Raw genomic sequence first — 25,423 nt, 5'->3', positions numbered from 1 at the left:
TTCTTGGTCATTTCTTGCGTGCCGCCCGCTTGGTGAGGACCGTCAGCACGACCGGGACGAGCATCTCGATGACACGGGTGACCGTGGCCACCGGGATGCCCGTCTTCTTGGCGATGGCGTTCGCGACCGGCTTGCTCACCTTGGCCAGCACCCCGGCCATCAGACCGCCGGTGGCGAACCCGCCCAGGGTGGACACGCCCTGGAGCGGGGCCTCCTCCTCGGGCGCAGCCGCGGCCTCCTCCTGTACGGGGCCGGCGAGTGCCGAGACCGTGGTCCCGACCACCTCCTGGGCGCCCGCCGTGTCGGTCCCCAGCAGCCCCGCGATCTCCTGGAGCTTGTCGTCGCCCAGTTCACCGAGCACGTCGTCCTCGAAGGAGGAAGCGGATTCACTCATGCCGGAAAGCATCCCGAAAGAATCTAGGAAGGCCGTGCAACCCTTCCCCCACCCCGCGTGTCGTACTTGGCATCAGGACTTCTGGAGGGGGATCTGGGGGGATCGCGGGGTTCTGATGTCGGAGGGGAAAACCGAGGGGCCCGGTCGACGGACCGGGCCCCTCGAAGCATGTCGAACACCGACTAGAAGAAGACCCCGCACCGCAGCAGCACATTCGCGTACGGCCGTGCCTCTCCCGTGCGGACGATCAGCTTCGCGCCCGCCGCCAGCGACTTCAGTTCCTCGTGCGAGACCGTCGACAGCGTGGGGAAACGGGCGTCCAGCAGGGCCGTCGCCTCCGGGTTCGCCCCGCGGACCTCGTGCGCGGCCGTGGCGCCCTCCACCACGAGTTCCGCCAGCAGCCCGTCGAGCACCTCCGCGAAGGACGGCACCCCGGCCCGGAAGGCCAGGTCCACGACGCGCGGCCCGGTGGGGATGGGCATCCCGGCATCGCAGACGAGCACCCCGTCCCCATGGCCCAGCTCGGCCAGCGCGCCCGACAGATGGCGGTTCAGGATTCCGGCCTTCTTCATAGCGACGCGACCTCTTCGGCCGTCGGGAAGGACTCCTGCGCCCCGGCGCGGGTGACCGCCGCCGCGCCGACGCGGGCGGCGTACGCGGCCGCCTCGGCGAGCGGCTCGTCGAGCCCGAGCCGCCACGCCAGCGCCGCCGTGAACGCGTCCCCCGCGCCCGTCGTGTCCACCGTCTCCACCTTCACCGACGGCACCCGCGCGGCGCCGTCGGCGGAGGCCACCAGCGCGCCCCGCGTGCCCAGCGTGATCACCACCGAGCGCGGGCCGAGGGCGAGCAGGGCGGACGCCCAGTCCTCCGGGGAGTCCCCGAGATCCGTGCCGACGATCACCCGCGCCTCGTGCTCGTTCACGATCAGCGGATCGCAGGCCGCGAGCACCTCGGCGGGCAGCGCTTGCGGCGGCGACGGGTTCAGTACGAAACGGCTGCCGGGAGCGAGATTCCGTACGACCTCCACGACCGTCTCCAACGGGATCTCCAGCTGCGCCGAGACCACGCGGGAGGCCGCCAGGAGGTTTCCGGCGGACCGCACGTCCTCGGGTGCGAGGCGGCCGTTGGCACCGGGCGAGACCACGATGCTGTTGTCCCCGGAGGGGTCCACCGTGATGAGCGCGACCCCGGTCGGCGCCCCGCCGACGAGCACGCCCGCCGTGTCGACCCCGGCCGCCCGCTGCGAGTCGAGCAGCAGTCGCCCGTGCGCGTCGTCGCCGACCCGGGCCAGCAGCGCCGTACGGGCTCCGAGGCGGCCGGCGGCGACGGCCTGGTTGGCGCCCTTGCCGCCCGGGTGGACGACGAGGTCGGAGCCGAGCACCGTCTCGCCGGCCGCGGGCCGCCGCTCGACCCCGATCACCAGGTCGGCGTTGGCCGATCCCACGACCAGCAGGTCGTAGTCGTACATGAACTTTCTCCCTATGAAGGTGAGTCGAAGCAACGGGGCGAGCCGCCCGGCGGCGCGCGGAGGTCGTCCGCGTCGCGCTGCCCGGGCGGCCCGCTCAGGTCATCCGCCGAAGCCGGCCACATTCTCCTTCGTGACCACCTTCACCGGCACCATCACCGTCTTCTCGACCGTCTTGCCCTCGGCGGCGTTCAGCGCGTTCTCCACCGCGATCCGGCCGAGCTCCTTCGGCTGCTGGGCCACGGACGCGTACATCGTGCCGTTCTTGACCGCCTTCAGGCCGTCCGGTTCGCCGTCGAAGCCGATGACCGAGACCGACGTGCCGGCCTTGGAGCCGAGCGCCTTGACCGCGCCGAGCGCCATCTCGTCGTTCTCGGCGAAGACGCCCTGGATGTCGGGGTGCGCCTGAAGCAGGTTCGTCATCACGTCGAGGCCCTTGGTGCGGTCGAAGTCCGCGGGCTGCCGGGCGACGACCTCGATACCCGGGTAGGCCTTCAGACCCTCGGCGAAGCCCGCGCCGCGTTCACGGCTCGCGGACGTTCCGGCCAGGCCCTGCAGGATCACGATCTTGCCCTTGCCGCCCAGCTTCTCGGCCATCGCCTTGGCGCCGAGCTTGCCGCCCGCGATGTTGTCGGAGGCGACCAGCGCGGCCGTGTCGGCCTTGTTCACGCCCCGGTCCACGCCGACGACGGGGATGCCGGCCTTGTTCGCGGAGCGGACCGCCGGGCCCGCCGCGTCCGAGTCCACCGGATTGACGATGATCGAACCGAGTCCCGAACTGGTGAAGTTCTGGAGCTGGTTGGCCTGTTGCGAGGCGTCGTTCTGCGCATCCGTGACCGTCAGGTCCACGCCGAGCTTCTTCGCCTCCTGCTGGGCACCCGACTTGATCTGCACGAAGAACGGGTTGTTCAGGGTGGAGAGGGACAGGCCCACCTTCTTCGTCGCCGACGAGGAGGAGCCGTTGTGCAGGAAGGACATCGCACCGACGACGGCCGCCGCGACCACGGCCGCGATGATGTACGTCGCCGCCTGCTTGCCCCTGCCGCCAGGCGCACCGGTCCCGGCGGCGACCGGAGTCGCCCCGGCCTTGCGCCGCAGCGTGTCCAGCAGCACCGCCAGCGCGATCACGACACCGATGACGACCTGCTGCCAGAAGGCGGAGACGGAGAGCAGGTTCAGACCGTTACGGAGCACCGCGAGGATCAGGGCGCCGATCAGCGTGCCGGACGCCTTGCCGGTGCCGCCCGCCAGCGAGGCGCCGCCGATGACGACCGCGGCGATCGCGTCCAGCTCGTAGCCCTGCGCGGCCTGCGGCTGCGCGGAGGAGAGCCGGGAGGCGAGCACGATGCCCGCGGCGGCCGCGAAGAGACCCGACAGGGCGTAGATCGCGAGCTTCTGCCTCTTCACCCGCAGACCCGAGAGGCGCGCGGCCTCCTCGTTGCCGCCGATCGCGTACATGGAGCGGCCGATGTAGGTACGGCCCAGGATCAGGGCGGTGATCAGACCCATGACGACCATCACCAGGACCGGGACCGGCAGCCAGCCGCCGAGCGTGTCACCGAGGTGCGAGACCGATTCGGGGAAGGCGATCGGCGAGCCCTGCGAGATCACCAGGGACAGACCGCGGCCCACCGACAGCATGGCGAGCGTCGCGATGAACGGCGGCAGCTTCCCGTAGGAGATCAGGACGCCGTTGACCAGGCCGCACGCTATGCCGGTCGCGACCGAGAGGATCACCGCCATCCAGACCGGGACGCCCTGGGAGGTCGCCATCCAGGCGAGGACGGTGGCGGACAGCGCGGCGACCGAGCCGACCGACAGGTCGATGCCCGCCGAGACGATCACGAAGGTCACACCGAAGGCGAGGATGGCGGTCACGGCCGCCTGGACGCCGATGTTGAGCAGGTTGTCCGTCGTCAGGAAGTCGCCGGACAGCGCCGACATCGCGATGACGAGGGCGATGAGCGCGGTGAGCGCCCCGTTGTCGAGCAGAAGGCGGCGGACCGCCGAGGCGCCACTCGCGCCCGTAGTGCTCTTGAGCGTGTCAGTGGCCACGGGAGCCCTCCACAGCGGTAACAGAGTTGGTGGTCGGTGTGCTGACGGCGAGTGCCATCACGGAGTCCTGGGTCGCTTCGTCGGCGGACAGTTCGCCCGCGATCCGGCCCTGGGCCATCACCAGCACCCGGTCGCTCATGCCGAGCACCTCGGGCAGATCGCTGGAGATCATCAGGACGGCCGCGCCGGCGGCCGTCAGTTCGTTGACGAGCTGGTAGATCTCGACCTTGGCGCCGACGTCGATGCCGCGGGTCGGCTCGTCGAGGATCAGGACCTTGGTGTCGGCCAGCAGCCACTTGCCGATGACGACCTTCTGCTGGTTGCCGCCGGAGAGTGTGCGCACGTGCTGGCCCAGACCGGCCATCCGGACGCCGAGCTGCTCGGCGATCCGCGCGGCGGCCGCCCGCTGACCCTTGAGGTCGACGAGCCCGCCATGGGTCGCCGCCCGCATGGTGACCAGGCCGAGGTTCTCCTCGACGGAGGCGTCCAGGAGCAGTCCCTGGCCCTTGCGGTCCTCGGGGATGAGCCCGATCCCGGCCGCCATCGCCGCGTTCACGTCGTGCCGCCGCAGCGCGGAACCGGCGACCTTGACGGTCCCCTTGTCGTACGGATCGGCCCCGAAGACGGCTCGTACGACCTCCGTGCGCCCGGCCCCCACGAGCCCCGCGATACCGACGACCTCACCGGCCCGCACCTCGAAACTCACATCGTGGAAGACCCCGTCACGGGTCAGTCCCTCGACGGTCAGCAGGGCCGTCCCGGAGCCGTCGTCACCGGCGGCCCGCACGCGTGGATACTGCTGCTCGATCGACCGCCCCACCATGAGCCGTACGAGTTCGTCCTCGGTGGTGGAGGCCGGGACCTGCCCGACGCTCCTGCCGTCCCGGATGACGGTGACCCGGTCCCCCAGGGCGGCGATCTCCTCCAAGTGGTGCGTGATGAAGACGATGCCGACACCGTCCTCGCGCAGCCTGCGCACGATGGAGAAGAGTTTTTCGACCTCTTCGGAGGTGAGCACCGCGGTCGGCTCGTCCATGATCAGCACACGGGCGTTCAGGCTCAGCGCCTTCGCGATCTCGACCATCTGGAGACGTGCGATACCGAGTTCACGCACCCGCGCGCGCGGGGAGACGCTGACACCCACCCGCTCCAGCAGCTCGGCGGCCTCGGCCTCCATCCTCTTCCGGTCGATCAGCCCGTAGCGGCGCGGCTGCCGCCCCAGGAAGATGTTCTCGGCGACCGTCAGATCGGGAACGAGGTTGAACTCCTGGTAGATGGTCGCGATCCCGAGGCGCTCGGAGTCCTGCGCGCCGTGGACGCGCACCTCCTCGCCGTCGACGAGGACACGCCCGGAGTCGGGCTGGTAGGCGCCCGAGAGCATCTTGATGAGCGTGCTCTTGCCGGCACCGTTCTCGCCGAGCAGCACATGCACCTCGCCGCGGCGCAGATCGAAGTCGACGCTGTCGAGCGCGACCACGCCGGGGAAGGTCTTTCGGATGCCCTCGATGCGCAGCAACTCGTCCTGGTTGCTCACGACTTACTCCTGTTCGTTACGGGGGAGTGCGGGGTGGGGGCCGGTTCGCCGCACGAGCGGCGGACGACGAGACGGGCGGCGAGGGTGACCGACTGCGGGGGCCGCCCCTCGATCCGGTCGACGAGCGCGCGTACGGCGGCCCGCCCCAGCTCGCCGGTCGGCTGGGCCACCGCGGTGATCGGCGGATCGGTGTGCACGAACCACGGGATGTCGTCGAACGCCGCGAGCGCGATGTCCTCGGGAACCCGCAGCCCGCGCGCGCGGACCGCGTCCAGCGCGCCGAGCGCCATCAGGTTGTCGGCGGCGAAGACGACCTCGGGCGGCTCGGGCAGGTCGAGGAAGCCCTCGGTGACCCGCCGTCCGCTCTCGGCCTGGAAGTCGCCCTGACCTATGTAGGCGTCCGGGAGCGGCAGTCCGTGTTCGGCCATGGCCTCCCGGAAGGCCTCGACGCGCTCGCTGCCGGTGGTGGTCGCTGCGGGCCCCGCGATGATCGCGAGCCGGCGGTGTCCCAGCCCGTGCAGATGCGCCACGAGATCCCGGACCGCCGTCCGGCCGTCCGCCCGTACGACGGGCACGTCCACGCCCGGGATCCAGCGGTCCACGAAGACCATCGGCGTCCCCGCACGCGCGGCGTCCAGCATCCCGGGGGAGCCGCCGTCGGCGGGGGAGACGAGCAGTCCGTCGATCCGGCGGTCCAGCAGGGTCCGTACGTGGTGGTCCTGGAGGTCCGGCCGTTCGTCGGCGTTGCCGATGATCACGCTGTAGCCGAGGGCGCGGGCCTCCTCCTCGACGGAGCGGGCCAGTTCGGTGAAGTACGGGTTGAGTACGTCGCTGATGACCAGGCCGAGGGTGCGGGTCTGGTCGGTGCGCAGAGAGCGGGCGACGGCGTTCGGGCGGTAGCCCAGGGTCTGTACCGCGGCCAGCACGCGGGTGCGTGCCTCTTCGCTGACCGACGGATGATCGTTCAGGACGCGCGAGACCGTGGCGACGGATACGCCGGCCTCGGCGGCAACGTCCTTGATGCTCGCCATCGCCGCTCCACCTCCTCGTGGAATCGATTACACGGAGGATTGGAATCGATTACACGAGCATTAATCAAGACCTCAACCACATGCCGAAACCGGATCGTGATGAACCGCGCTCGGATGAGCGGGGTGAGGTGGGGGGCGGGGCGGGGTTGGAATAGGTGGGGGAGCAGGTGGGGGAGCAGGTGGGGGAGCACCCGCCTCCTGCGGATCGCGGGTGCTCCCGTGGGGCTACTTCAGCCAGTCGGTGTAGTGCGTGGGGGCGATGCGGGCGCCCTTCTTGGTGGTGAGGACGTCGCCGTGGGCCGCGGCGAACATGCCGGCGGTGTCGTCGACGGTCACCGAGCGTTTGTCGCCCTTGAAGTCGAGGGTGATCCGACCCAGCTCGTCCAGCGGGTAGGTGTCGGGTCCGCCGACCTCGAGGGTGCCCCCCAGGGGTGATCCGGCCGCGACCTCGGCGACGGTCGCCGCGACGTCCGCCGCGGCGATCGGCTGGATGGGAGTGCGGGGCAGGCGGACGGTGTCGCCGTCGGCGGTCCAGGACAGGAGGGCGTCGACGAACTCCATGAACTGGGTGGCGCGGACGATGGAGTACGGGACGGGGCCGGCCTTGAGGATGTCTTCCTGGAGGGTCTTGGCGCGGTAGTAGTCGAGGTCCGGCACCTGGTCGGTGCCGACGATGGACAGGATGACGAAGTGTCCGACGCCCGCCCGCTGGGCCGCGGCCAGGAGGTGGTCCATCGAGGTCCGGAAGAACGCGGCGGAGGCGTCGTCGAAGGTCGGGGAGTTGGTCAGGTTGACGACCACGTCGGCGCCGGCCAGCGCCGCGTCCACGCCCTGACCGGTGAGGACGTCGACCCCGGTGGACAGCGAGTGCGGCACCGCCTCGTGTCCGGCCGCGTTCAGGTTCCGCACGACCTGTGACCCGATCAGCCCGGTCCCGCCGATGACTGCGATCTTCATGAGACGTCCCGCCCTTCGCTCGTTGATGCCCGTCGATCATGGTCCGTTATGAATCGTATGTACCTTTAGGGCGTTGTTGTGTCGTGCCGGCTTCGACGGAAGAACCCGTGCCGGACTCGTCCAGTCGGTCCAGGGCCAGGCGGGCGGCCACGTCCTCACCCGCTCGCCCGAGCTGATCACCGTGCTCGACGCCGTCGAGGCCGTCGCTGTCCGCCACGGCGCCCCGGCTGTCAGTCGTCACAGGTACCTTCGGATCATGTCCAATCAGGCGGAGAACCGGCAGGTGCAACTGGCGGTTGTCGAGGGCGTGCTCGAGCGCATCACGTACGCCAACGAGGAGAACGGGTACACGGTCGCGAGAGTGGACACCGGCCGCGGCGCCGGCGACCTGCTCACCGTCGTGGGCGCACTTCTCGGCGCCCAGGTGGGCGAGTCGCTCCGGATGGAGGGCCGTTGGGGCTCCCACCCGCAGTACGGCAAGCAGTTCACGGTGGAGAACTACACGACCGTCCTGCCCGCTACCGTCCAGGGCATCCGCCGCTATCTCGGCTCCGGTCTGGTCAAGGGCATCGGCCCGATCTTCGCCGACCGCATCACCCAGCACTTCGGGCTGGACACGCTCCAGATCATCGAGGAGGAGCCCAAGCGCCTCATCGAGGTCCCCGGCCTCGGCCCCAAGCGCACCAAGAAGATCGCCGACGCCTGGGAGGAGCAGAAGGCGATCAAGGAGGTCATGCTCTTCCTCCAGACCGTCGAGGTGTCGACGTCGATCGCGGTGCGCATCTACAAGAAGTACGGCGACGCGTCGATCTCGGTCGTCAAGAACCAGCCCTACCGCCTGGCCGCCGACGTCTGGGGCATCGGCTTCCTCACCGCGGACAAGATCGCCCAGTCCGTCGGCATCCCGCACGACAGCCCCGAGCGCGTCAAGGCGGGCCTCCAGTACGCCCTGTCGCAGTCCGCCGACCAGGGCCACTGCTTCCTCCCCGAGGAGCAGCTGATCGCCGACGCGGTGAAGCTGCTCCAGGTGGACACGGGCCTGGTCATCGAATGCCTGGCGGAACTGGCGGAGCCGACCCAGGACGAGGACGAGCCCGGTGGCGTACGGGAGCCGGGTGTCGTACGCGAGAAGGTCCCCGGTCCCGACGGCGGCCCGGACACGGTCACGGCCGTCTATCTGGTCCCCTTCCACCGCGCCGAACTCTCCCTCTCGGCCCAGCTGTTGCGCCTCCTGCGCACCACCGAGGACCGGATGCCCGGTTTCCACGACGTGGCCTGGGACAAGGCACTGACCTGGCTGAAGGGGCGTACGGGCGCGGAGTTGGCACCCGGGCAGGAGGAGGCCGTCCGGCTGGCGCTCACCAAGAAGGTCGCGGTGCTCACCGGGGGCCCCGGCTGCGGCAAGTCGTTCACGGTCCGCTCGATCGTGGAGCTGGCGCGCGCCAAGCGGGCGAAGGTGGTGCTCGCGGCGCCGACGGGCCGTGCCGCCAAGCGACTCGCCGAGCTGACCGGAGCGGACGCCTCCACCGTGCACCGGCTCCTGGAGCTCAAGCCGGGCGGGGACGCGGCGTACGACAAGGACCGGCCGCTGGACGCCGACCTGGTGGTCGTGGACGAGGCCTCCATGCTCGATCTCCTGCTCGCCAACAAGCTGGTCAAGGCGGTGCCGCCGGGCGCCCACCTGCTGTTCGTCGGGGACGTGGACCAACTCCCCAGCGTCGGCGCCGGCGAGGTCCTGCGCGACCTGCTCGCCGACCGGAGCCCCATCCCCTCCGTCCGTCTGACCCAGGTCTTCCGCCAGGCACAGCAGTCCGGAGTGGTGACGAACGCGCACCGGATCAACTCCGGGCAGCATCCCGTCACCGACGGCATGAAGGACTTCTTCCTCTTCGTCGAGGACGAGACCGAAGAGGCCGGGCGGCTCACCGTGGATGTGGCGGCACGGCGGATTCCCGCCAGGTTCGGGCTCGACCCACGCCGGGACATCCAGGTGCTGGCGCCCATGCACCGCGGTCCCGCGGGCGCGGGCACCCTCAACGGCCTGTTGCAGCAGGCGATTACGCCAGGCCGCCCCGACCTCCCGGAAAAACGCTTCGGTGGCCGGGTCTTCCGGGTCGGCGACAAGGTGACCCAAATCCGCAACAACTACGAAAAAGGGGAGAACGGCGTCTTCAACGGCACCGTGGGCGTGGTCACCTCACTCGACTCCGAGGAGCAGCGTCTGACGGTGCTGACGGACGAGGACGAGGAGGTGTCCTACGACTTCGACGAACTCGACGAGCTGGCCCACGCGTACGCGGTGACGATCCACCGCTCCCAGGGCAGTGAGTACCCCGCGGTGGTGATTCCGGTCACCACCGGCGCGTGGATGATGCTCCAGCGCAATCTGCTCTACACGGCGGTCACCCGCGCCAAGAAGCTCGTCGTCCTGGTGGGCTCCCGCAAGGCGATCGGCCAGGCGGTCCGCACGGTGTCGGCAGGCCGCCGTCACACATCCCTCGATCACCGCCTCACCACCTGACCCGCAGCCGAAAAGGACGCGTCACGGGGTCCGGGGCGGAGCCCCGCGGGGAGGGGACACCCGTTCCCGCCCCAGGCATCACAAAAAATGATCGATCAAACGAGTCGCAAAGGTCACACAGCACTTCCGGAACCTGGGCGAAGGGGGGCAGGATGAGCAGGTTGGCGGCACTGAGTGCCGCCGATAGGCCCAATGGTCGACCCCGAGTGCACTCTCCAGGGCCAAATGGGGGATGGTAGAGACAGTCAGGGCACCTCGAAGAAGAGGCACAACGTCGGTGAGGGATGACGTGAGCGACAACTCTGTAGTACTGCGGTACGGCGATGGCGAGTACACCTACCCGGTGATCGACAGCACCGTCGGCGACAAGGGCTTCGACATCGGGAAGCTCCGCGCCCAGACCGGGCTGGTGACGCTGGACAGCGGGTACGGCAACACCGCCGCGTATAAATCCGCGATCACCTACCTCGACGGTGAGCAGGGCATCCTCCGGTACCGCGGCTACCCGATCGAGCAGCTGGCCGAGCGCTCCACCTTCCTTGAGGTGGCCTCTCTGCTGATCAACGGTGAGCTGCCGAACGTGGACGAGCTCTCCACCTTCAAGAACGAGATCACGCAGCACACCCTGCTGCACGAGGACGTCAAGCGCTTCTTCCAGGGCTTCCCGCGCGACGCGCATCCGATGGCGATGCTGTCGTCGGTGGTCAGCGCCCTGTCGACGTTCTACCAGGACAGCCACAACCCGTTCGACGAGAAGCAGCGTCACCTTTCGACGATCCGCCTTCTCGCCAAGCTTCCGACGATCGCGGCGTACGCCTACAAGAAGTCGATCGGTCACCCCTTCGTCTACCCGCGCAACGACCTCGGGTACGTCGAGAACTTCCTGCGCATGACCTTCTCGGTCCCCGCGCAGGACTACGAGCTCGACCCGGTCGTCGTCGCCGCGCTCGACAAGCTGCTCATCCTGCACGCCGACCACGAGCAGAACTGTTCGACCTCCACCGTGCGCCTGGTGGGCTCGTCGCAGGCGAACATGTTCGCGTCGATCTCCGCCGGCATCAGCGCGCTGTGGGGCCCCCTGCACGGTGGCGCCAACCAGTCCGTGCTGGAGATGCTGGAGGGCATCCAGGCCTCCGGCGGCGACGTCGACTCCTTCATCCGCAAGGTGAAGAACAAGGAGGACGGCGTCCGTCTGATGGGGTTCGGCCACCGCGTCTACAAGAACTTCGACCCCCGGGCGAAGATCATCAAGGCGGCGGCGCACGACGTCCTCTCGGCGCTCGGCAAGTCCGACGAGCTGCTGGACATCGCGCTCAAGCTGGAGGAGCACGCGCTCTCCGACGACTACTTCGTCTCGCGCAGCCTCTACCCGAACGTGGACTTCTACACCGGTCTGATCTACCGCGCCATGGGCTTCCCGACCGAGATGTTCACGGTCCTGTTCGCCCTCGGCCGCCTCCCGGGCTGGATCGCCCAGTGGCACGAGATGATCAAGGAGCCCGGCTCCCGCATCGGCCGCCCGCGCCAGATCTACACGGGCGTCGTCGAGCGCGACTTCGTCCCGGTCGAGGCCCGCTAGGCCCAGGTCACTCCCAGGAAAAACGGAAAGCGCCCTGCTACCGGTCCCCCCACGGGCCGGCAGTCAGGGCGCTTTCCTTGTCCCGGTGCGGATTCCCCCCACGGGATCCGGCCGGGCGTCTGTGGGACAGCGCCTGAATCGCTGCGAGCGTGCTGACGCGTTGCTCCCGGCCGGCCGGGAGGGCCGGACCGGCCGTGAGCAAAACGAGCAAAACTCTCTGTACTGCTGCGGTGCTGATGTACTGCCGGGGTGCGGTCTGCCGGGACCCGTACCGACGGGAGGGCCGCTCAAAGCTCCCCGCTGCACGTGCCCCGGCAACGCAGTTCCGGGAACGTCCCCCAAGACATCCCCAGATGTCAGAGACGCCCCCCAAGACGTCTCCGGCATCGCCAACTTAGACTCACGAACCCCTTCGATGGTTACGTTCGCATCACTGTGATCTGCGTCTCTTGCGTATGTCCTGAAGATACGCAAGAGACTGATATGGCAAATCGAGACCCAAGCGTAAGGAAGATGCGCGAGCCTTGTGAAGAGCTTATGTGAGGCTCCCGTTCGACTCTAGGGGGACTCTTACTCCGTCGTCATGAGAATGTCCTGAGTCGAAGGCTGTTTGTCACCACGAACACCGACGAGAAGGCCATCGCGGCCCCGGCGATCATCGGGTTGAGGAGTCCGACCGCGGCGAGCGGCAGCGCCGCCACGTTGTATCCGAACGCCCACACCAGGTTCCCCTTGATCGTGGACAGGGTCTTGCGGGACAGCCGGATCGCGTCCGCCGCCACCCGCAGATCCCCCCGGACCAGCGTCAGGTCGCTCGCCTCGATCGCCGCGTCCGTGCCCGTCCCCATCGCGAGGCCGAGGTCGGCGGTGGCGAGGGCCGCCGCGTCGTTCACCCCGTCGCCGACCATCGCCACGGTCCGCCCCTCGCTCTGGAGGCGCTTGACGACGGCGACCTTGTCCTCGGGCAGCACCTCGGCGATCACATCCCCGGGGTCGATGCCGACGGCACGCGCCACGGACCGGGCGACCGCCTGGTTGTCCCCGGTCAGCAGGACCGGTGTGAGCCCCAGGCCGCGCAGTGCGCGCACCGCCTCGGCGCTGGTCTCCTTGATCGCGTCGGCGACGGTCACGACACCGAGTGCCACCCCGTCCCGGGTGACCACGACGGCCGTACGTCCGTCCGTCTGTGCCTCGGCCTTGGCGCGGGCCAGCGCCTCCGGGAGTTCGCCTTCGTGCAGCCGTCCCACCTGGACGTCGTGACCCTCCACGCGTCCGCGTACGCCGAGGCCGGGGACGTTCTCGAAGTGCTCCACCGGAGGAAGGGTGCCAGTCCGCTCCTGAGCGCCCGCGGCGATCGCCCGGGCCACCGGATGCTCGGAGGCGTGCTCCAGGGCGCCTGCGAGCCGCAGGACCTCCTTCTCGTCGGTGTCGGCGACGACGTACACCTCCCACAGTGTCATCCGTCCCGTCGTCACCGTGCCGGTCTTGTCCAGGACGACGGTGTCGACGCGGCGTGTGGACTCCAGGACCTCGGGGCCCTTGATGAGGATGCCGAGTTGGGCGCCGCGGCCCGTGCCGACCATCAGGGCGGTCGGCGTCGCGAGGCCGAGGGCGCAGGGGCAGGCGATGATCAGCACCGCGACGGCCGCGGTGAAGGCGGCGACCGTGTCGCCGGTGACACCGAGCCACACCCCGAAGGTGCCGAGCGCGATCACCAGCACCACCGGCACGAAGATCCCGGAGATCCGGTCGGCGAGGCGCTGGACCTCGGCCTTGCCGTTCTGCGCGTCCTCGACGAGGCGGGCCATCCGCGCGAGTTGGGTGTCGGCGCCGACCCGGGTCGCCTCGACGACGAGCCGTCCGCCGGCGTTCACGGTCGCGCCGGTGACGCCGGAACCCACCGTCACGTCCACCGGCACCGACTCGCCCGTCAGCATGGCGGCGTCGACGGCGGAGGAACCCTCCACCACCGTCCCGTCGGTGGCGATCTTCTCGCCGGGCCGTACGACGAAGCGGTCGCCCGTCGCCATCCGCGCGACCGGGATTCGGACCTCACGGCCGTCCCGTAGCACCGCGACGTCCTTGGCCCCCAGCTCCATCAGCGCCCGCAACGCGGCTCCGGCCCGCCGCTTGGAGCGGGCCTCCAGGTAGCGGCCCAGCAGGATGAAGGCGACGACACCCGCGGCGACTTCCAGATAGATCGTCGACGACCCCTCCGTACGCGAGACGGTGAGGTCGAACCCGTGCCGCATGCCCGGCATGCCCGCGTGCCCCCAGAACAGCGCCCACAGGGACCAGCCGAACGCGGCGAGCGTGCCGACCGAGACGAGGGTGTCCATGGTGGCCGCGCCGTGCCGCGCGTTGGTGAACGCGGCCCGGTGGAAGGGCAGCGCGCCCCAGACCACGACGGGTGCGGCGAGGGTCAGCGAGAGCCACTGCCAGTTGTCGAACTGCAGCGCCGGGACCATCGACATCAGGACGACGGGAAGGGCGAGCAGTGCCGACACGACGAGCCGTTCGCGCAGGGAGGCGAGTTCGGGGTCCTCGTCGGGGCCGACGGCGTCGGTGGCCCGTTCCGGCGTTTCGAGGCGCGGCGGCGGGGGTTCCTCGGCCGTGTATCCCGTCTTCACGACGGTGGCGATGAGGTCGGCGACCTGTACCCCCACCGGGTACGAGACCTTCGCCTTCTCCGTCGCGAAGTTGACCGTGGCGGTGACGCCGTCCATGCGGTTGAGCTTCTTCTCGACGCGGGCCGCGCAGGAGGCGCAGGTCATTCCGCCGATGGTGAGCTCCACCTCCGACGGCGCGGCCGGCGCGGTGATCGGGGTGGTCGCGGTGGTCTGGGCCGTCTCGGCTATGGCCGGCTCGGGTGCTGCGGTGGTCATGGTCGGGCTCCAGGGAATGAGCCGGGCCGTACGGAGCCAGTATCAGCTGGTCGGTACGGCCCGGTGTGGAGAGCTGCGTGAAGTGCTGAGTGGTGCGGGTGAAGTGCTGGGTGGTGCGGGGCGAACGGGTGATGCGCGTGATACGGGGAACTGGAAGGCGCGGGGGAGCGACTGCTGAGTGCGAGGCCGGTGACTCAGGCCTTGCCGGCGAGCTCGAAGCCCGCCTCGTCGACGGCGGCGCGCACGGCCTCCTCGTCGAGCGGCGCCGCGGAGACCACGGTCACCTCGCCGGTGGCGGCGACGGCCTTGACCGAGGTGACCCCGGGGATCTCGGAGATCTCGCCGGAGACGGAGCCCTCACAGTGCCCGCAGCTCATTCCGCTCACCTGATAGACGGTCGTGACGGAACCCGGGGTGTCGGTCTGCGTGGTCATGGCGTGCTCCTCGTCGAGGCGTGTGGGGTTCGGGTGGCTTGCTCAGGTGACCAACACTATACCCCTAGGGGGTATTTCTCCAAGCAAAGTCGTGGCGTGTCAGCGAACGCACCCAGCCGACCCCCGCGAGCGCGACGATGATCAGGCCACCCACCGAGAACAGCGTGAAGAGATGTTTCTGCTCGTCGGTGGGCCCCTGCAGGTACCCCAGTCCGAACAACGTCCGGTCGAGCCCCGTCGTGGTCAGCCGCGCGACCAGCCAGAGCGCGATGCCGTGTGTCGAGTCCCACAGGGCGTGCAACAGCGACACGCCGACATAGGTGCCCGCCACCGGGCCGGCGTACTGGAAGCGCCCGTGCGGATGGCGGTACGTGAGCAGCACCGCACCCGCGATCGCCGTCCACAGGCCGTGCCCGAAGGGGGTGAGCAGCCCGCGCGGGATCTCCGTCTCCAGCAGTGCGCGCAGATCGAGTCCCTTGAGGGAGACGGCGGCGTTGAACGCGTACCCCGCGCTCTCCAGCGCCGCGAAGCCGAAGCCGAGGCTCGCGCCGAGCACGAGGCCGGCCCGCAGTCCCCGGAGTCGGGGGTGGCGGCGCAGGACGAACGCCAGCGCGGTCAGTTTCGCCGCCTCCTCGACCAGTCCGACGCCGACGCACCTCGACAGCGAGGGGTGGAGCAGGTGGTTCTCCGCCACCGACGCGCCCAGCACCCCGAGGGTCCCGCCGGCCAGGAGGCAGCCGAGGATCACCTGCACGCCGAGGTCGCGGCCGTGGCGCTCGTAGGCCCAGAGTGTGAAGGCGACGGGGGTCAGGAAGCTGCCCAGCAGGAGCAAGGTGGGTAGCAGCGTGGTGTTCCCCGTCGTGTACGTGACGATCGCCGTCAGTGTCCAGAGTGCGAGCCCGCCGCCCAGGCAGCGTCGCCACAGTCCGGTGCGGATCTGGGGGTGCGACGGCGGGGGCTGCTGGGGTCCGGGAATGCGGGCCCGGGGCGCACCGGGCGGCTGATTCTGGGTCACGGCTTGCCCCTTGAGCTCGGTCTGATTTATCCGAATCTTATGGCAAATGTCCGCTATGTCGCAGTGTGGGGTACTCCACCACGATCGCGGTGCGAGTGGCCGCGTCCGACGGCCGGGTCGCCGTGCGCGGTCAGGGGGTTGGGCCGTGCGCGGTCAGGAGGTCGGTGCCGTGAACTCCGCGGGGCCGGCGGTGAGGTCCGCCGGGGTGAGTGTCCTGTCGCGGATCAACGGCTCCAGGTAGCGGAGCAGGACGTCCTTCAACTCTCGGACGTACGCCTCGCGCTCGGCTCCCTGGTTCGAGAGGACCAGCTCCAGGCCGGCCTTGTAGATGCCCAGGCACACGTGCGCGACGCGCGTGACCTCGGTGGCGGGCGCGTCGGACATGAGAGAGGAGAGCAGCCCCTCTATCCGCGAGACCAGGGTCGCGTGCAGGGCGTCGTGCTCCTCGGCGATCCGGCCCGGGATGTCGGGGCCGTGCATCAGCGCGAAGAAGACGGGGTGATCGCAGTTGAAGGCGATGAACCGGTCGACCGCGGCGCCCACGGCCTCCTCCAGCGGGGTCGTGGGGTCGACCGGGGCCAGTGCCTCGCCGTACGTGTCGCGCATCTCGTGCATGAGCCGGTCGCCCAGCTCGATCGCGATGGCCTCCTTGTTCGGGAAGAACTGGTACAGCGTGCCCGGTGAGACGCCCGCCTCGCGGGCGATGGCGTTGGTGCTGGCGGCGGTGTACCCGGTGGTGCAGAAGACGGAGGCGGCGGCCTCCAGCAGCTGGGCGATCCTGCGCTCACCGCGGGCCTGCCGTCGGCGGGGTCGCTCGTCGACGGTCTGCGCGTCGGCGGTCCGCGCGTCGACGGGGTGTCTGTCGACGGTCTGCGCGTCGGCGGTCCGCTGCGTCTCGGGCTTGTCGGGCACGAGTTATCCCCAGCTCTCCGAACGTGATTGACAAACACGAGCGGCCGCTCGCATTCTAGTGAAACGCGAGCGATCTCTCGTGTTTGCCATTCTATGGCAATGGTCGACCCCTGCCGCCTGCGCACACGACCGGATGGTCGGACGGAGGCCGCCGCGCGGACAGGGGGTCACGGTGAAGGGGACACCGCACGATGACCGAAGTCAACAGCGCGGATGACGGCCACGGGAGCGGCGCGGGGCGCGGGAGGAGCGCGAGCGTCGGCGCGAGCGCGGGCGACCAGCCGCGGGTGGGCGGAGGCCCGCCGGAGAGCGGAAGTCCGCCGGGGAAGAGCGGTCCGCGGGCGGGTGGCGGCCGACAAGCGGGCGACGGCCAACGGGTGAGTGACGGTCGACGGGTGAGCGGTAGTCGACGAGTAAGCGGTGGCCCGCCAACCGGTCGCGGTGTCCGGGTCGGTGGCTGGACCCGGTTCGTGACCGCGCGCCCCCGACTCTCCCTGTTCGTCGCGCTGCTGCTCACCGCGCTCGCCGTGGTCGCCGGCAGTGGGGTCGCCGACCGGCTGGGCAGCGGCGGCTGGCAGGACCCGACCGCCGAGTCGACGTACGCGACCAAGGCGCTGGAGCGGGAGTTCCCCGCCTCGCAGCCCAATCTGCTGCTCCTGGTCGACTCGGGGCGTGCCACGGTCGACACTCCCTCGGTCGCGGCCGAGGCGAAGCGGCTCGCGGCGCGGCTCGCCGGCGAGCGGGGCGTCACGGGAGTCGGTTCGTACTGGGCGTCGGGCGCACCGGCGCTGAAGGCGAAGGACGGCCACGAGGCGCTGATCGCCGCGCGGATCACGGGCGACGAGAAGACGGCGAGCGAGACCCTGGACCGTCTGGCGCCCTCCTACCGAGGGACGCACGGGCCGGTCGAGGTCAGGGTCGGCGGCCCGGTCGCGGTGCAGCACGAGATGCAGACGACCATCCGCGAGGACCTGACCCGGGCCGAGATGATCGCCCTGCCGGTGACCCTCGTGCTGCTGGTCATGGTCTTCGGCAGCGCGATCGCCGCCCTGCTGCCGCTCGGCGTGGGCATCGTCGCGATCCTGGGCACGAACGCGGTACTGCGCGGCCTCACCGAGTTCACCGACGTCTCGGTCTTCGCGATGAACCTCACCACGGCCCTGGGACTCGGCCTCGCCATCGACTACGCGCTGTTCATCGTCCGCAGGTACCGCGAGGAACTGGCCAAGGGCGCCGCGCCTTCCCCGAGTTCTCCAGCGCGTTCGAGCAGGGAAGACGTCATCGGGGCCATCGCCACGACCCTGCGCACCGCGGGCCGCACGGTCCTCTTCTCCTCCCTCACGGTCGCCGTCTGCCTGGCCGCGATGCTGCTCTTCCCGCAGTACTTCCTGCGCTCCTTCGCCTACGCGGGCATCGCCGTGGTGCTGCTGGCCGCGGCCGCCGCCCTCGTCCTGCTCCCGGCGGCGCTGGTGCTGCTCGGCCACCGGGTGAACTCGCTGGATCTGCGCCGCCTGTTCCGGCGCGGAAGGCCGGCGGCGAGCGCGGACGGGGCCGCCTGGGGACGCATGGCCGCACTCGTCATGCGCAGGGCGCCGGTCTTCGCCGTCGCCACCACCGTCGGGCTGATCGTGCTCGGACTGCCCTTCCTGGGCGTGAAGTTCGGCACCGCGGACGACCGCCAGCTGCCCTCGGGCGCCGAGTCCCACGCCGTCCAGCAGCACATACGGGACGGCTTCCCGGGCAGCCCCGGTGGTGCCCTGGAGGTGCTCGTGGAGGGCCGGGCGACCGAGGCCCAGTACACGGCCTACAAGGACCGGATCGCCGCGCTGCCCGAGGTGCTGCGGGTGGACGGGCCCCTGGCGCAGGGCGACTCGGCCTACCTCACGGTGCTGCCGAAGGGTGAGGCCGTCGGCGACGGAGCCCAGCGGCTGGTGCGCGAACTGAGGTCGACACAGGCCCCGTTCGACACGGCGGTGACCGGCACGGCGGCGGTCCTGGTCGACTCCAAGCACGCGATAGCCGACCGGCTCCCCTGGGCCGCGGCCTTCATAGCGATCGTCACCCTGCTCCTGGTCTTCCTCCTCACCGGCAGCGTGCTGATCCCGATCCAGGCGGTGCTGCTCAACGCGCTCAGCCTGACGGCGATGTTCGGCGCGGTGGTCTGGGTCTTCCAGGACGGCCATCTGTCGGGCCTGCTCGGCTTCACCAGCCCGGGATCGATAGAGACGACGCTCCCCGTCCTCATGTTCTGCGTCGCCTTCGGTCTCTCCATGGACTACGGAGTCTTCCTGCTCTCCCGGATAAAGGAGGAGTACGACCACACGGGCGACCACCGGGAGGCGGTCCGCTTCGGCCTCCAGCGCACCGGCGGACTGATCACCGCGGCCGCGGTCATCCTCGCCGTGGTGATGGTCGCGATCGGCACCTCACGCGTGACCAACACCAAGATGCTCGGCCTGGGCATCGCGCTCGCCGTGCTGATGGACGCGATGGTCGTCCGCAGCCTGCTGGTCCCGGCGGTCATGCGCCTCACGGGCCGCGCGACCTGGTGGGCGCCGGGGCCGCTGCGGCGCTTCCACGACCGGTTCGGACTGAGCGAGGGCGAGGCGGAGCCGGACGGCCCCGGGCAGGCGGACGGCGTGGAGGACGACCGGGAGCACGGCAGGGAGGGCTGCAGGGAGGACGACCGGGAGCGGGACAAGGTCGAGGCGCGCGGATAGCGTTCGCTCCGGAAGGGTGATCTTCGGGCGGAGGGGCGAGACGGATGCGGGCAGTGGTGTTCGAGCGGTACGAGGAGCCGGCCGAGGTGCGCGAGGTGGCGGACCCGGTGCCCGCGGAGCACGGGGTGGTGGTGCGGGTCGAGGCCACCGGGCTGTGCCGCAGCGACTGGCACGGCTGGATGGGGCACGACCCGGACATCACGCTGCCGCATGTGCCGGGCCACGAACTCGCGGGGACCGTCGAGGCGGTCGGTGCGCGGGTGGCCGGCTGGCGTCCCGGCGACCGGGTCACCGTCCCGTTCGTCTGCGCCTGCGGGACGTGTCCCTCCTGCGCGGCGGGTGACCAGCAGGTGTGCGAGCGGCAGACCCAGCCGGGGTTCACCCACTGGGGTTCCTTCGCCCAGTACGTGGCACTCGACCACGCCGAGGTGAACCTGGTGGCGGTGCCGGACGAGCTGTCCTTCGCGACGGCGGCGTCGCTGGGCTGCCGGTTCGCCACGGCGTTCCGCGCGGTGGTCGCGCAGGGCCGGGTGGCGGCGGGGGAGTGGGTCGCGGTGCACGGCTGCGGAGGCGTGGGACTGTCGGCGGTGATGATCGCGGCGGCGGCCGGGGCGCGGGTCGTGGCCGTGGACCTCTCACCCCAGGCCCTGGACCTGGCACGGAAGTTCGGCGCGGTGGAGGTCGTGGACGCCTCGCGGGTCGGGGACACGGCGGCGGCGGTCCGGGAGCTGACCGGCGGCGGTGCCCACCTCTCCCTCGACGCGCTCGGCTCCCCGGTCACCTGCGCGGCCTCGGTGAACGGCCTGCGCCGCCGGGGGCGCCACGTCCAGGTCGGTCTGCTGCCCGAGGACCCCGCGGTTCCGATGGCCCGGGTGATCGGCCTCGAACTCGAACTCCTGGGCAGCCACGGTATGCAGGCACACGCCTACCCCCGCATGCTCGAACTGGTCCGCGCCGGGGTGCTCCGCCCCGACCTCCTGGTCACCTCCACCATCCCGCTGGACGCGGTCCCCACGGCCCTGGCGGCGATGGGGACGGCGCCGGGGGCGGGGGTGACGGTCATCGAACCGTGGAGCTGAACCCGGACAGGGGCTGTGCCCCGCACCCGGGCGAGGGGCGGGGCACAGCGCGAGGGCGCGGCGAGTGGGCACCGTGAGTGCGTGGGGCGAGCGGGGCGGGGCCCGTGGTCAGTCCCTTCGGCCGCGGTTACCGGGGCGGGAGGCGACCCAGGCGCGGACGGTGTCCGCGTACCAGTAGGGCTTCCCGCTCTCCACGTGGTCGGGCGGCGGCAGCAGTCCGTGCTTGCGGTACGACCGCACGGTGTCCGGCTGCACCTTGATGTGCGCCGCGATCTCCTTGTACGACCAGAGCCTACGGTCGGTCATGAGTGGCACCTCCCTGCGCGCGTCGCGGCGGCGGCCGGGGGGTGGCCGTCGGGGGAGCCGGGCGCTGCGCTGGCGATCACAAAGCCTGCGCTCGTTGAACGACGCAGAGTGACCGCAGGGCAGGGCCTGTTGGCCGGGTGTGACACAAGACCTGCGTACACGCGACATGTGTGACAGGGCGGTGGTTTTTGTGACACGCGTGACGCATTCGCGCCGAGGGGACCGTAGAGCCGAGGGGACCGTCGAGACGTGTGCGCGGCGGGGGCCGGTGGCGGGCCGGGTGCGTCGTGCGTACGTGAGCGGTGGTCCGGACCCACTCCAGGTCCGGCCCACCAGCTCCCCGCATCCCCCTCGGAAGCCGTCCGCGTCCCCCCGTCGGATCAGCCGCCGGAAGTTCAGCCTGCAATCAACGGAGCCCACCGGTCTTGGAGAAAATCGCACCCCGGTCACTTTGACCGCTCGGGTCGGGGGAGAGCACCAGGCTGGTCGCCTCCCCGGCCATCCGATCGGCCCCCGGCGGACCGGGCCGTGGAACCGGCTGCGCTCCGCGGGCCGCTGTGAACTCCCGCGGTGTGCATCCCGTCATCGCCCGGAACTCGCCGCTGAGGTGGGCCTGGTCGTAGAACCCGCAGGTCGCCGCCGTCTCCGCCTGTGAGCGTCCCGCGGCGAGCAGCCGCCGGGCCCGTTCCAGGCGCAGCACCCGGGCCGCCGCCTTGGGGCCCAGCCCGATCTGCTCCCGGAAACGATTCTCCAACTGCCGTACGCTCCAGCCGACGTCCTCGGCGAGCCGGGCCACCGGCATCGCACCCCAGGTCCGTTGCAGCTGCGCCCACGCCCGCACCACCCGTGCCGAACCGGGCGTCCCCGCCGAGTGCCAGCGCACGAGGACATCGTCCAGCAGTTCGAAGCGTTCCGGCCATCCCGGCAACGCGGCCAGCGCGGCGGAGAGTTCACCGACGCTCCGCAGCCGGCGCCCGCCCGGGCCCGCGTCCCCCGAGCCCAGTCCATGCGGGAGCTCGTCGGGATCCAGGGTCCGGTCAGCGAGTTCGTACTGCGGTGTGCCGAAGAGCGTGAACGCGGCCCAGGGGGCGACCAGCACCTCGATGCCCGCCAGCCGTCCGTCGTGTTCGCCGACGGCCGCGGTGGTGGTCGGTCCCGAGAACACCGACCTGAGGGTGACGGGGGGACGGCCCACGCGTGAGATGCGCAGGGGCTGTTCGAAGCCCAGCAACAGGGTCGCCGCGCCGATCGGCGCCTCCAGCCTGCGCCGCGGCCGGTCGAGCGCGAGCCGGATCCCGCGGTAGCTGATCACCCCGGGCCGCAGTCGTGGATGCGGCCGTGCGAGGGCCGTCTCCCAGGCACCGCCGGGACCGTGCCCCGTCCGCGAGACGATACGCGTCACCATCGGCCCTCCCGCCGCCGCCCGCACCCGGGGAACCGCCATGGTGCAACGCGGCAGGGCGACGCCGGAAGGCCCGCCGAGCCCCGGGCTCTCGGCGGGCCCACGGCTCCCCGCGGAGGGTCAGGCTCCGCGGGACACTGTGAAGCGGTCACCTCGAACGGTCAGGCTCCGCAGGACCTCAGGAACGCCCGGGTGCGCTGGGCGATCGGCAGCGGCTTGTCCGGCGGGCACGGGTACATGTCCTGCTCGACGATGGCGAAGAGTTCGACGTCGAGCTTCTGGGCGGCGGCGAGGACGGGCTCCAGTGCCGGTACACCGGACGGCGGTTCGCACATCACGCCCTTGGCCACGGCGGGCCCGAACGGCACCTCGTTCGCCCGCACCTCGGCCAGGACCAGCGGATCCACCTGCTTGAGGTGGAGGTAGCCGATGCGTTCCCCGTAGGTCTCGATGAGCTTGACGCTGTCGCCGCCGCAGTACGCGTAGTGGCCGGTGTCCAGGCACAGCGACACCAGTGAGGAGTCGGTCGCGTCGAGGAAACGCGTGACGTTCTCCTCGCTGTCGATGTGCGTGTCCGCGTGCGGGTGGACGACGATCTTCAGCCCGTAGCGCTCCCGCACCTCATGGGCGAGCCGCTCGGTCTGAGCGGTCAGATTGCGCCACTGCGTCGGCGTCAGCGCGCTGTTCTCCAGCACCTCGCCCGTCTTGTCGTCCCGCCAGAACGCCGGGATGACGACGAGGTGCTCGGCGCCCATCGCCTGGGTGAGCGCGGCGATGTCCGAGACGTGCGCCCAGGTGGCGTCCCACACCTCGGGACCCCGGTGCAGTCCGGTGAAGACGGTGCCGGCCGACACGGTGAGCCCGCGCCGCGCGGTCTCCTCCTTGAGCACCGCCGGATCCGTGGGCAGATAACCGTAGGGACCCAGCTCGATCCACTCGTACCCGGACTGGGAGACCTCGTCGAGGAAGCGCTGCCAGGGGACCTGCTGAGGGTCGTCGGGGAACCAGACGCCCCAGGAGTCCGGAGCCGAACCGATCCGGATGCGGGACAGTGAGGACTGAGGTGATGCCTGCGGCGACAACGACGTCATGGGCGTCAGCTTCGGGCGGCACGAGGGAGGTGTCAAGGCCTGGTCCGAATGTCCGGACAAACTGTTGACAGGGCTCCCTGTGCGGCGCTAGACCTTGGGGGAGCCGAAGCGAAGGGAAGTCGATGGCGTACGACCTGATCACCATGGGGCGGATCGGTGTGGACCTCTACCCGTTGCAGACGGGGGTCCCGCTGGCGCAGGTGACGTCCTTCGGGAAGTTCCTGGGCGGCTCGGCGACGAACGTCGCGGTGGCCGCGTCCCGGCTCGGACGGCGTACGGCGGTGATCACGCGCACCGGTGACGACCCCTTCGGCGCGTACCTCCACGAGGCGCTGCGCGGCTTCGGCGTGGACGACCGCTGGGTCACCCCGGTCGCCTGGCTGCCCACCCCGGTGACGTTCTGCGAGATCTTCCCGCCCGACGACTTCCCGCTGTACTTCTACCGGCAGCCCAAGGCCCCGGACCTGGAGATCGACGCGCACGACCTCGACCTGGACGCCGTCCGCGAGGCGCGTATCTTCTGGGTGACCGGGACCGGCCTGAGCGAGGAGCCCAGCCGGACGGCGACGCTCGCCGCGCTCGCCCACCGCGCCAAGTCCGCCACGACGGTCTTCGACCTCGACTGGCGGCCCATGTTCTGGAAGAGCACGGCCGGGAACACCCCCGAGGACTCCGCCCGGGCCTTCTACGCCGAGGCCCTGCGCCACACCACCGTCGCCGTCGGCAACCTCGACGAGGTCGAGATCGCCACCGGCGTCCGTGAACCGCACGCGGCGGCCGAGGCCCTCCTCGAGGCGGGCGTCGAACTCGCCGTCGTCAAACAGGGCCCCAAGGGCGTCCTCGCCGTCCACCGCGACGGCACGTCGGCCGAGGTCCCGCCGCTCCCGGTGACGGTCCTCAACGGCCTCGGCGCCGGTGACGCGTTCGGCGGCTCCCTCTGTCACGGCCTGCTCGCCGGCTGGGACCTGGAGCGGATCATGCGGCACGCCAACGCGGCCGGTGCCCTCGTCGCCTCCCGGCTGGAGTGCTCCTCCGCGATGCCGACCCCCGAAGAGATCGAGGACGCGCTCACGGCGGGAGCGGTCCGATGAGGGCGGGACGCGTGGGACACGAGGGCGGAGACCCCGTCCTGCCCCAGGCTCCCTCCGCGCCGCTCGGAACCGTCGACACGGCGGAACTCGTCCGGCTCCGCGCTCACCGCCCCCAAGCCGTCGCCGAGGCCGCCGCGCGCCGCCCCCGCCGCCCCCTCGTGGGCGACAACGGGCGGCTGATGATCATCGCCGCGGACCATCCGGCCCGCGGGGCGCTCGCCGTCGGCGACCGCGAGTTCGCCATGGCGAACCGCGCGGACCTGCTGGAACGGCTCTGCCTCGCGCTCTCCCGCCCCGGTGTCGACGGCGTCCTCGCGACCGCCGACATCCTCGACGACCTGCTGCTCCTGGGCGCCCTCGATCACAAGGTGGTCCTCGGCTCGATGAACCGCGGCGGCCTCCAGGGCGCCTCGTACGAGCTGGACGACCGTTTCACCGGCCACCGCCCGCAGGACATCGAACGGCTCGGCTTCGACGCGGGCAAGCTGCTGCTGCGCATCGACTACGACGATCCGGGCTCGCTCAACACCCTCGAGTCCACCGCCCGCGCCATCGACGAGATGGCGGAGCGTCATCTCCCGGTCTTCGTCGAACCGTTCCTCAGTCGCCGCACCCCGGGGGCAGGCTGGTCAACGACCTGAGTGCCGAGGCCGTCATCAAGTCCATCGCCATCGCCAGTGGCCTGGGCGGCAGTTCGGCGTACACCTGGCTGAAGGTCCCCGTCAGCGACAACCCGGACGACATGGCCCGGGTCATGGAGACCTCCACCCTGCCCGCCGTACTGCTCGGCGGAGATGTCGGGGAGGACCGGGGAGCGCGTACGAGAAGTGGCGCGGCGCGCTCCAACTGCCCACCGTGCAGGGCCTGGTCGTCGGCCGCTCGCTGCTCTACCCGGCCGACGGGGACGTGACCGCCGCGGTGGACACCGCCGTAGGACTGCTGTGAGGACCCG

Annotated in this window: 19 protein-coding genes and 1 pseudogene; 6 read left to right on the top strand and 14 right to left on the bottom strand. The window is 70.7% G+C overall.

The annotated features are described in order from the left end of the window. Nucleotides 1–7: 7 nt before the first annotated feature. From AAFF41_RS18770 to AAFF41_RS18740, 7 genes are all read right to left on the bottom strand, one after another. Entirely contained in the window at nucleotides 8–394 is a 387-nt protein-coding gene (locus AAFF41_RS18770) for a DUF937 domain-containing protein (protein WP_319747954.1), read from the bottom strand. A gap of 182 nt (nucleotides 395–576) precedes the next feature. Next, entirely contained in the window at nucleotides 577–966 is a 390-nt protein-coding gene (rbsD, locus tag AAFF41_RS18765; protein WP_319747957.1) for a D-ribose pyranase, read from the bottom strand. Next, the gene (locus AAFF41_RS18760; protein WP_343324273.1) at nucleotides 963–1,862 is read right to left on the bottom strand and encodes a ribokinase; all 900 of its coding nucleotides are present in this window, start codon (nucleotides 1,860–1,862) and stop codon (nucleotides 963–965) included. Before AAFF41_RS18760 ends, rbsD begins: the two co-directional genes overlap by 4 nt. 99 nt (nucleotides 1,863–1,961) lie before the next feature. Beyond that, nucleotides 1,962–3,914 (bottom strand): ABC transporter permease/substrate-binding protein, encoded by a 1,953-nt coding sequence (locus AAFF41_RS18755; RefSeq protein WP_319747961.1) that lies wholly within the window; start codon nucleotides 3,912–3,914, stop codon nucleotides 1,962–1,964. Next, complete coding sequence (locus AAFF41_RS18750; protein ID WP_319747963.1) at nucleotides 3,904–5,448, bottom strand: sugar ABC transporter ATP-binding protein; 1,545 nt, start codon at nucleotides 5,446–5,448, stop codon at nucleotides 3,904–3,906. Before AAFF41_RS18750 ends, AAFF41_RS18755 begins: the two co-directional genes overlap by 11 nt. Next, on the bottom strand, nucleotides 5,445–6,479 hold the full coding sequence (locus AAFF41_RS18745) for a LacI family DNA-binding transcriptional regulator (RefSeq protein ID WP_319747965.1): 1,035 nt from the start codon (nucleotides 6,477–6,479) through the stop codon (nucleotides 5,445–5,447). The genes AAFF41_RS18750 and AAFF41_RS18745 overlap by 4 nt, the downstream gene beginning before the upstream one ends. Before the next feature lie 225 nt (nucleotides 6,480–6,704). Next, nucleotides 6,705–7,436, bottom strand: coding sequence for an SDR family oxidoreductase (locus tag AAFF41_RS18740; RefSeq protein ID WP_343324272.1), 732 nt, complete (start codon nucleotides 7,434–7,436; stop codon nucleotides 6,705–6,707). 256 nt (nucleotides 7,437–7,692) lie between these two features. Here AAFF41_RS18740 and recD2 point away from each other — a divergent pair, with 256 nt between their 5' ends. Together recD2 and AAFF41_RS18730 are read left to right on the top strand one after the other, a co-directional pair. Continuing rightward, nucleotides 7,693–9,957: an SF1B family DNA helicase RecD2 gene (gene recD2, locus AAFF41_RS18735; protein WP_319748040.1), complete on the top strand. Its 2,265-nt coding sequence runs from the start codon at nucleotides 7,693–7,695 to the stop codon at nucleotides 9,955–9,957. A 289-nt stretch (nucleotides 9,958–10,246) separates the two neighbouring features. After that, on the top strand, nucleotides 10,247–11,536 hold the full coding sequence (locus AAFF41_RS18730; protein WP_054231840.1) for a citrate synthase: 1,290 nt from the start codon (nucleotides 10,247–10,249) through the stop codon (nucleotides 11,534–11,536). Between the two features lie 581 nt (nucleotides 11,537–12,117). Here the strand turns inward: AAFF41_RS18730 and AAFF41_RS18725 are convergent. From AAFF41_RS18725 to AAFF41_RS18710, 4 genes are all read right to left on the bottom strand, one after another. Beyond that, nucleotides 12,118–14,421, bottom strand: a complete 2,304-nt coding sequence (locus AAFF41_RS18725; protein WP_343324271.1) for a heavy metal translocating P-type ATPase — start codon at nucleotides 14,419–14,421, stop codon at nucleotides 12,118–12,120. Between the two features lie 194 nt (nucleotides 14,422–14,615). Then, entirely contained in the window at nucleotides 14,616–14,855 is a 240-nt protein-coding gene (locus AAFF41_RS18720) for a heavy-metal-associated domain-containing protein (RefSeq protein ID WP_054231838.1), read from the bottom strand. A 64-nt stretch (nucleotides 14,856–14,919) separates the two neighbouring features. Further along, nucleotides 14,920–15,870 (bottom strand): PrsW family intramembrane metalloprotease, encoded by a 951-nt coding sequence (locus AAFF41_RS18715; protein ID WP_343324270.1) that lies wholly within the window; start codon nucleotides 15,868–15,870, stop codon nucleotides 14,920–14,922. Nucleotides 15,871–16,023: 153 nt separating this feature from the next. Then, complete coding sequence (locus AAFF41_RS18710) at nucleotides 16,024–16,647, bottom strand: TetR/AcrR family transcriptional regulator (protein ID WP_319748043.1); 624 nt, start codon at nucleotides 16,645–16,647, stop codon at nucleotides 16,024–16,026. A gap of 605 nt (nucleotides 16,648–17,252) precedes the next feature. On the opposite strand from AAFF41_RS18710, the gene AAFF41_RS18705 reads away from it, so the two are divergent. Together AAFF41_RS18705 and AAFF41_RS18700 are read left to right on the top strand one after the other, a co-directional pair. Continuing rightward, nucleotides 17,253–19,502: an MMPL family transporter gene (locus tag AAFF41_RS18705; protein WP_343324269.1), complete on the top strand. Its 2,250-nt coding sequence runs from the start codon at nucleotides 17,253–17,255 to the stop codon at nucleotides 19,500–19,502. A gap of 44 nt (nucleotides 19,503–19,546) precedes the next feature. Then, nucleotides 19,547–20,581, top strand: a complete 1,035-nt coding sequence (locus AAFF41_RS18700) for a zinc-dependent alcohol dehydrogenase family protein (protein WP_343324268.1) — start codon at nucleotides 19,547–19,549, stop codon at nucleotides 20,579–20,581. 108 nt (nucleotides 20,582–20,689) lie between these two features. Here the strand turns inward: AAFF41_RS18700 and AAFF41_RS18695 are convergent, their stop codons facing one another. The 3 genes from AAFF41_RS18695 to AAFF41_RS18685 all read right to left on the bottom strand — a co-directional run bounded on the left by AAFF41_RS18695 (nucleotide 20,690) and on the right by AAFF41_RS18685 (nucleotide 23,380). Beyond that, nucleotides 20,690–20,887, bottom strand: a complete 198-nt coding sequence (locus AAFF41_RS18695; protein ID WP_054231835.1) for a helix-turn-helix transcriptional regulator — start codon at nucleotides 20,885–20,887, stop codon at nucleotides 20,690–20,692. 406 nt (nucleotides 20,888–21,293) lie between these two features. Beyond that, nucleotides 21,294–22,292 (bottom strand): helix-turn-helix domain-containing protein, encoded by a 999-nt coding sequence (locus tag AAFF41_RS18690; RefSeq protein WP_319747979.1) that lies wholly within the window; start codon nucleotides 22,290–22,292, stop codon nucleotides 21,294–21,296. A gap of 158 nt (nucleotides 22,293–22,450) precedes the next feature. Next, a complete protein-coding gene (locus AAFF41_RS18685) occupies nucleotides 22,451–23,380 on the bottom strand; it encodes a sugar phosphate isomerase/epimerase family protein (RefSeq protein WP_319747981.1) in 930 nt (309 codons plus the stop codon). A 122-nt stretch (nucleotides 23,381–23,502) separates the two neighbouring features. Between AAFF41_RS18685 and iolC the strand changes: the two genes are divergently transcribed. Together iolC and AAFF41_RS18675 are read left to right on the top strand one after the other, a co-directional pair. Beyond that, nucleotides 23,503–24,471, top strand: coding sequence for a 5-dehydro-2-deoxygluconokinase (gene iolC, locus AAFF41_RS18680; RefSeq protein WP_319747983.1), 969 nt, complete (start codon nucleotides 23,503–23,505; stop codon nucleotides 24,469–24,471). Beyond that, nucleotides 24,468–25,416: pseudogene (locus AAFF41_RS18675) on the top strand (Cgl0159 family (beta/alpha)8-fold protein). Before iolC ends, AAFF41_RS18675 begins: the two are co-directional and overlap by 4 nt. The last annotated feature ends 7 nt before the right edge of the window (nucleotides 25,417–25,423 follow it).

This window comes from Streptomyces mirabilis, from assembly GCF_039503195.1.
GTDB lineage: Bacteria > Actinomycetota > Actinomycetes > Streptomycetales > Streptomycetaceae > Streptomyces > Streptomyces mirabilis_D.
The sequence above is the reverse complement of the archived record's forward strand: the minus strand, read 5'-3'. Positions and strand labels throughout refer to the sequence as shown.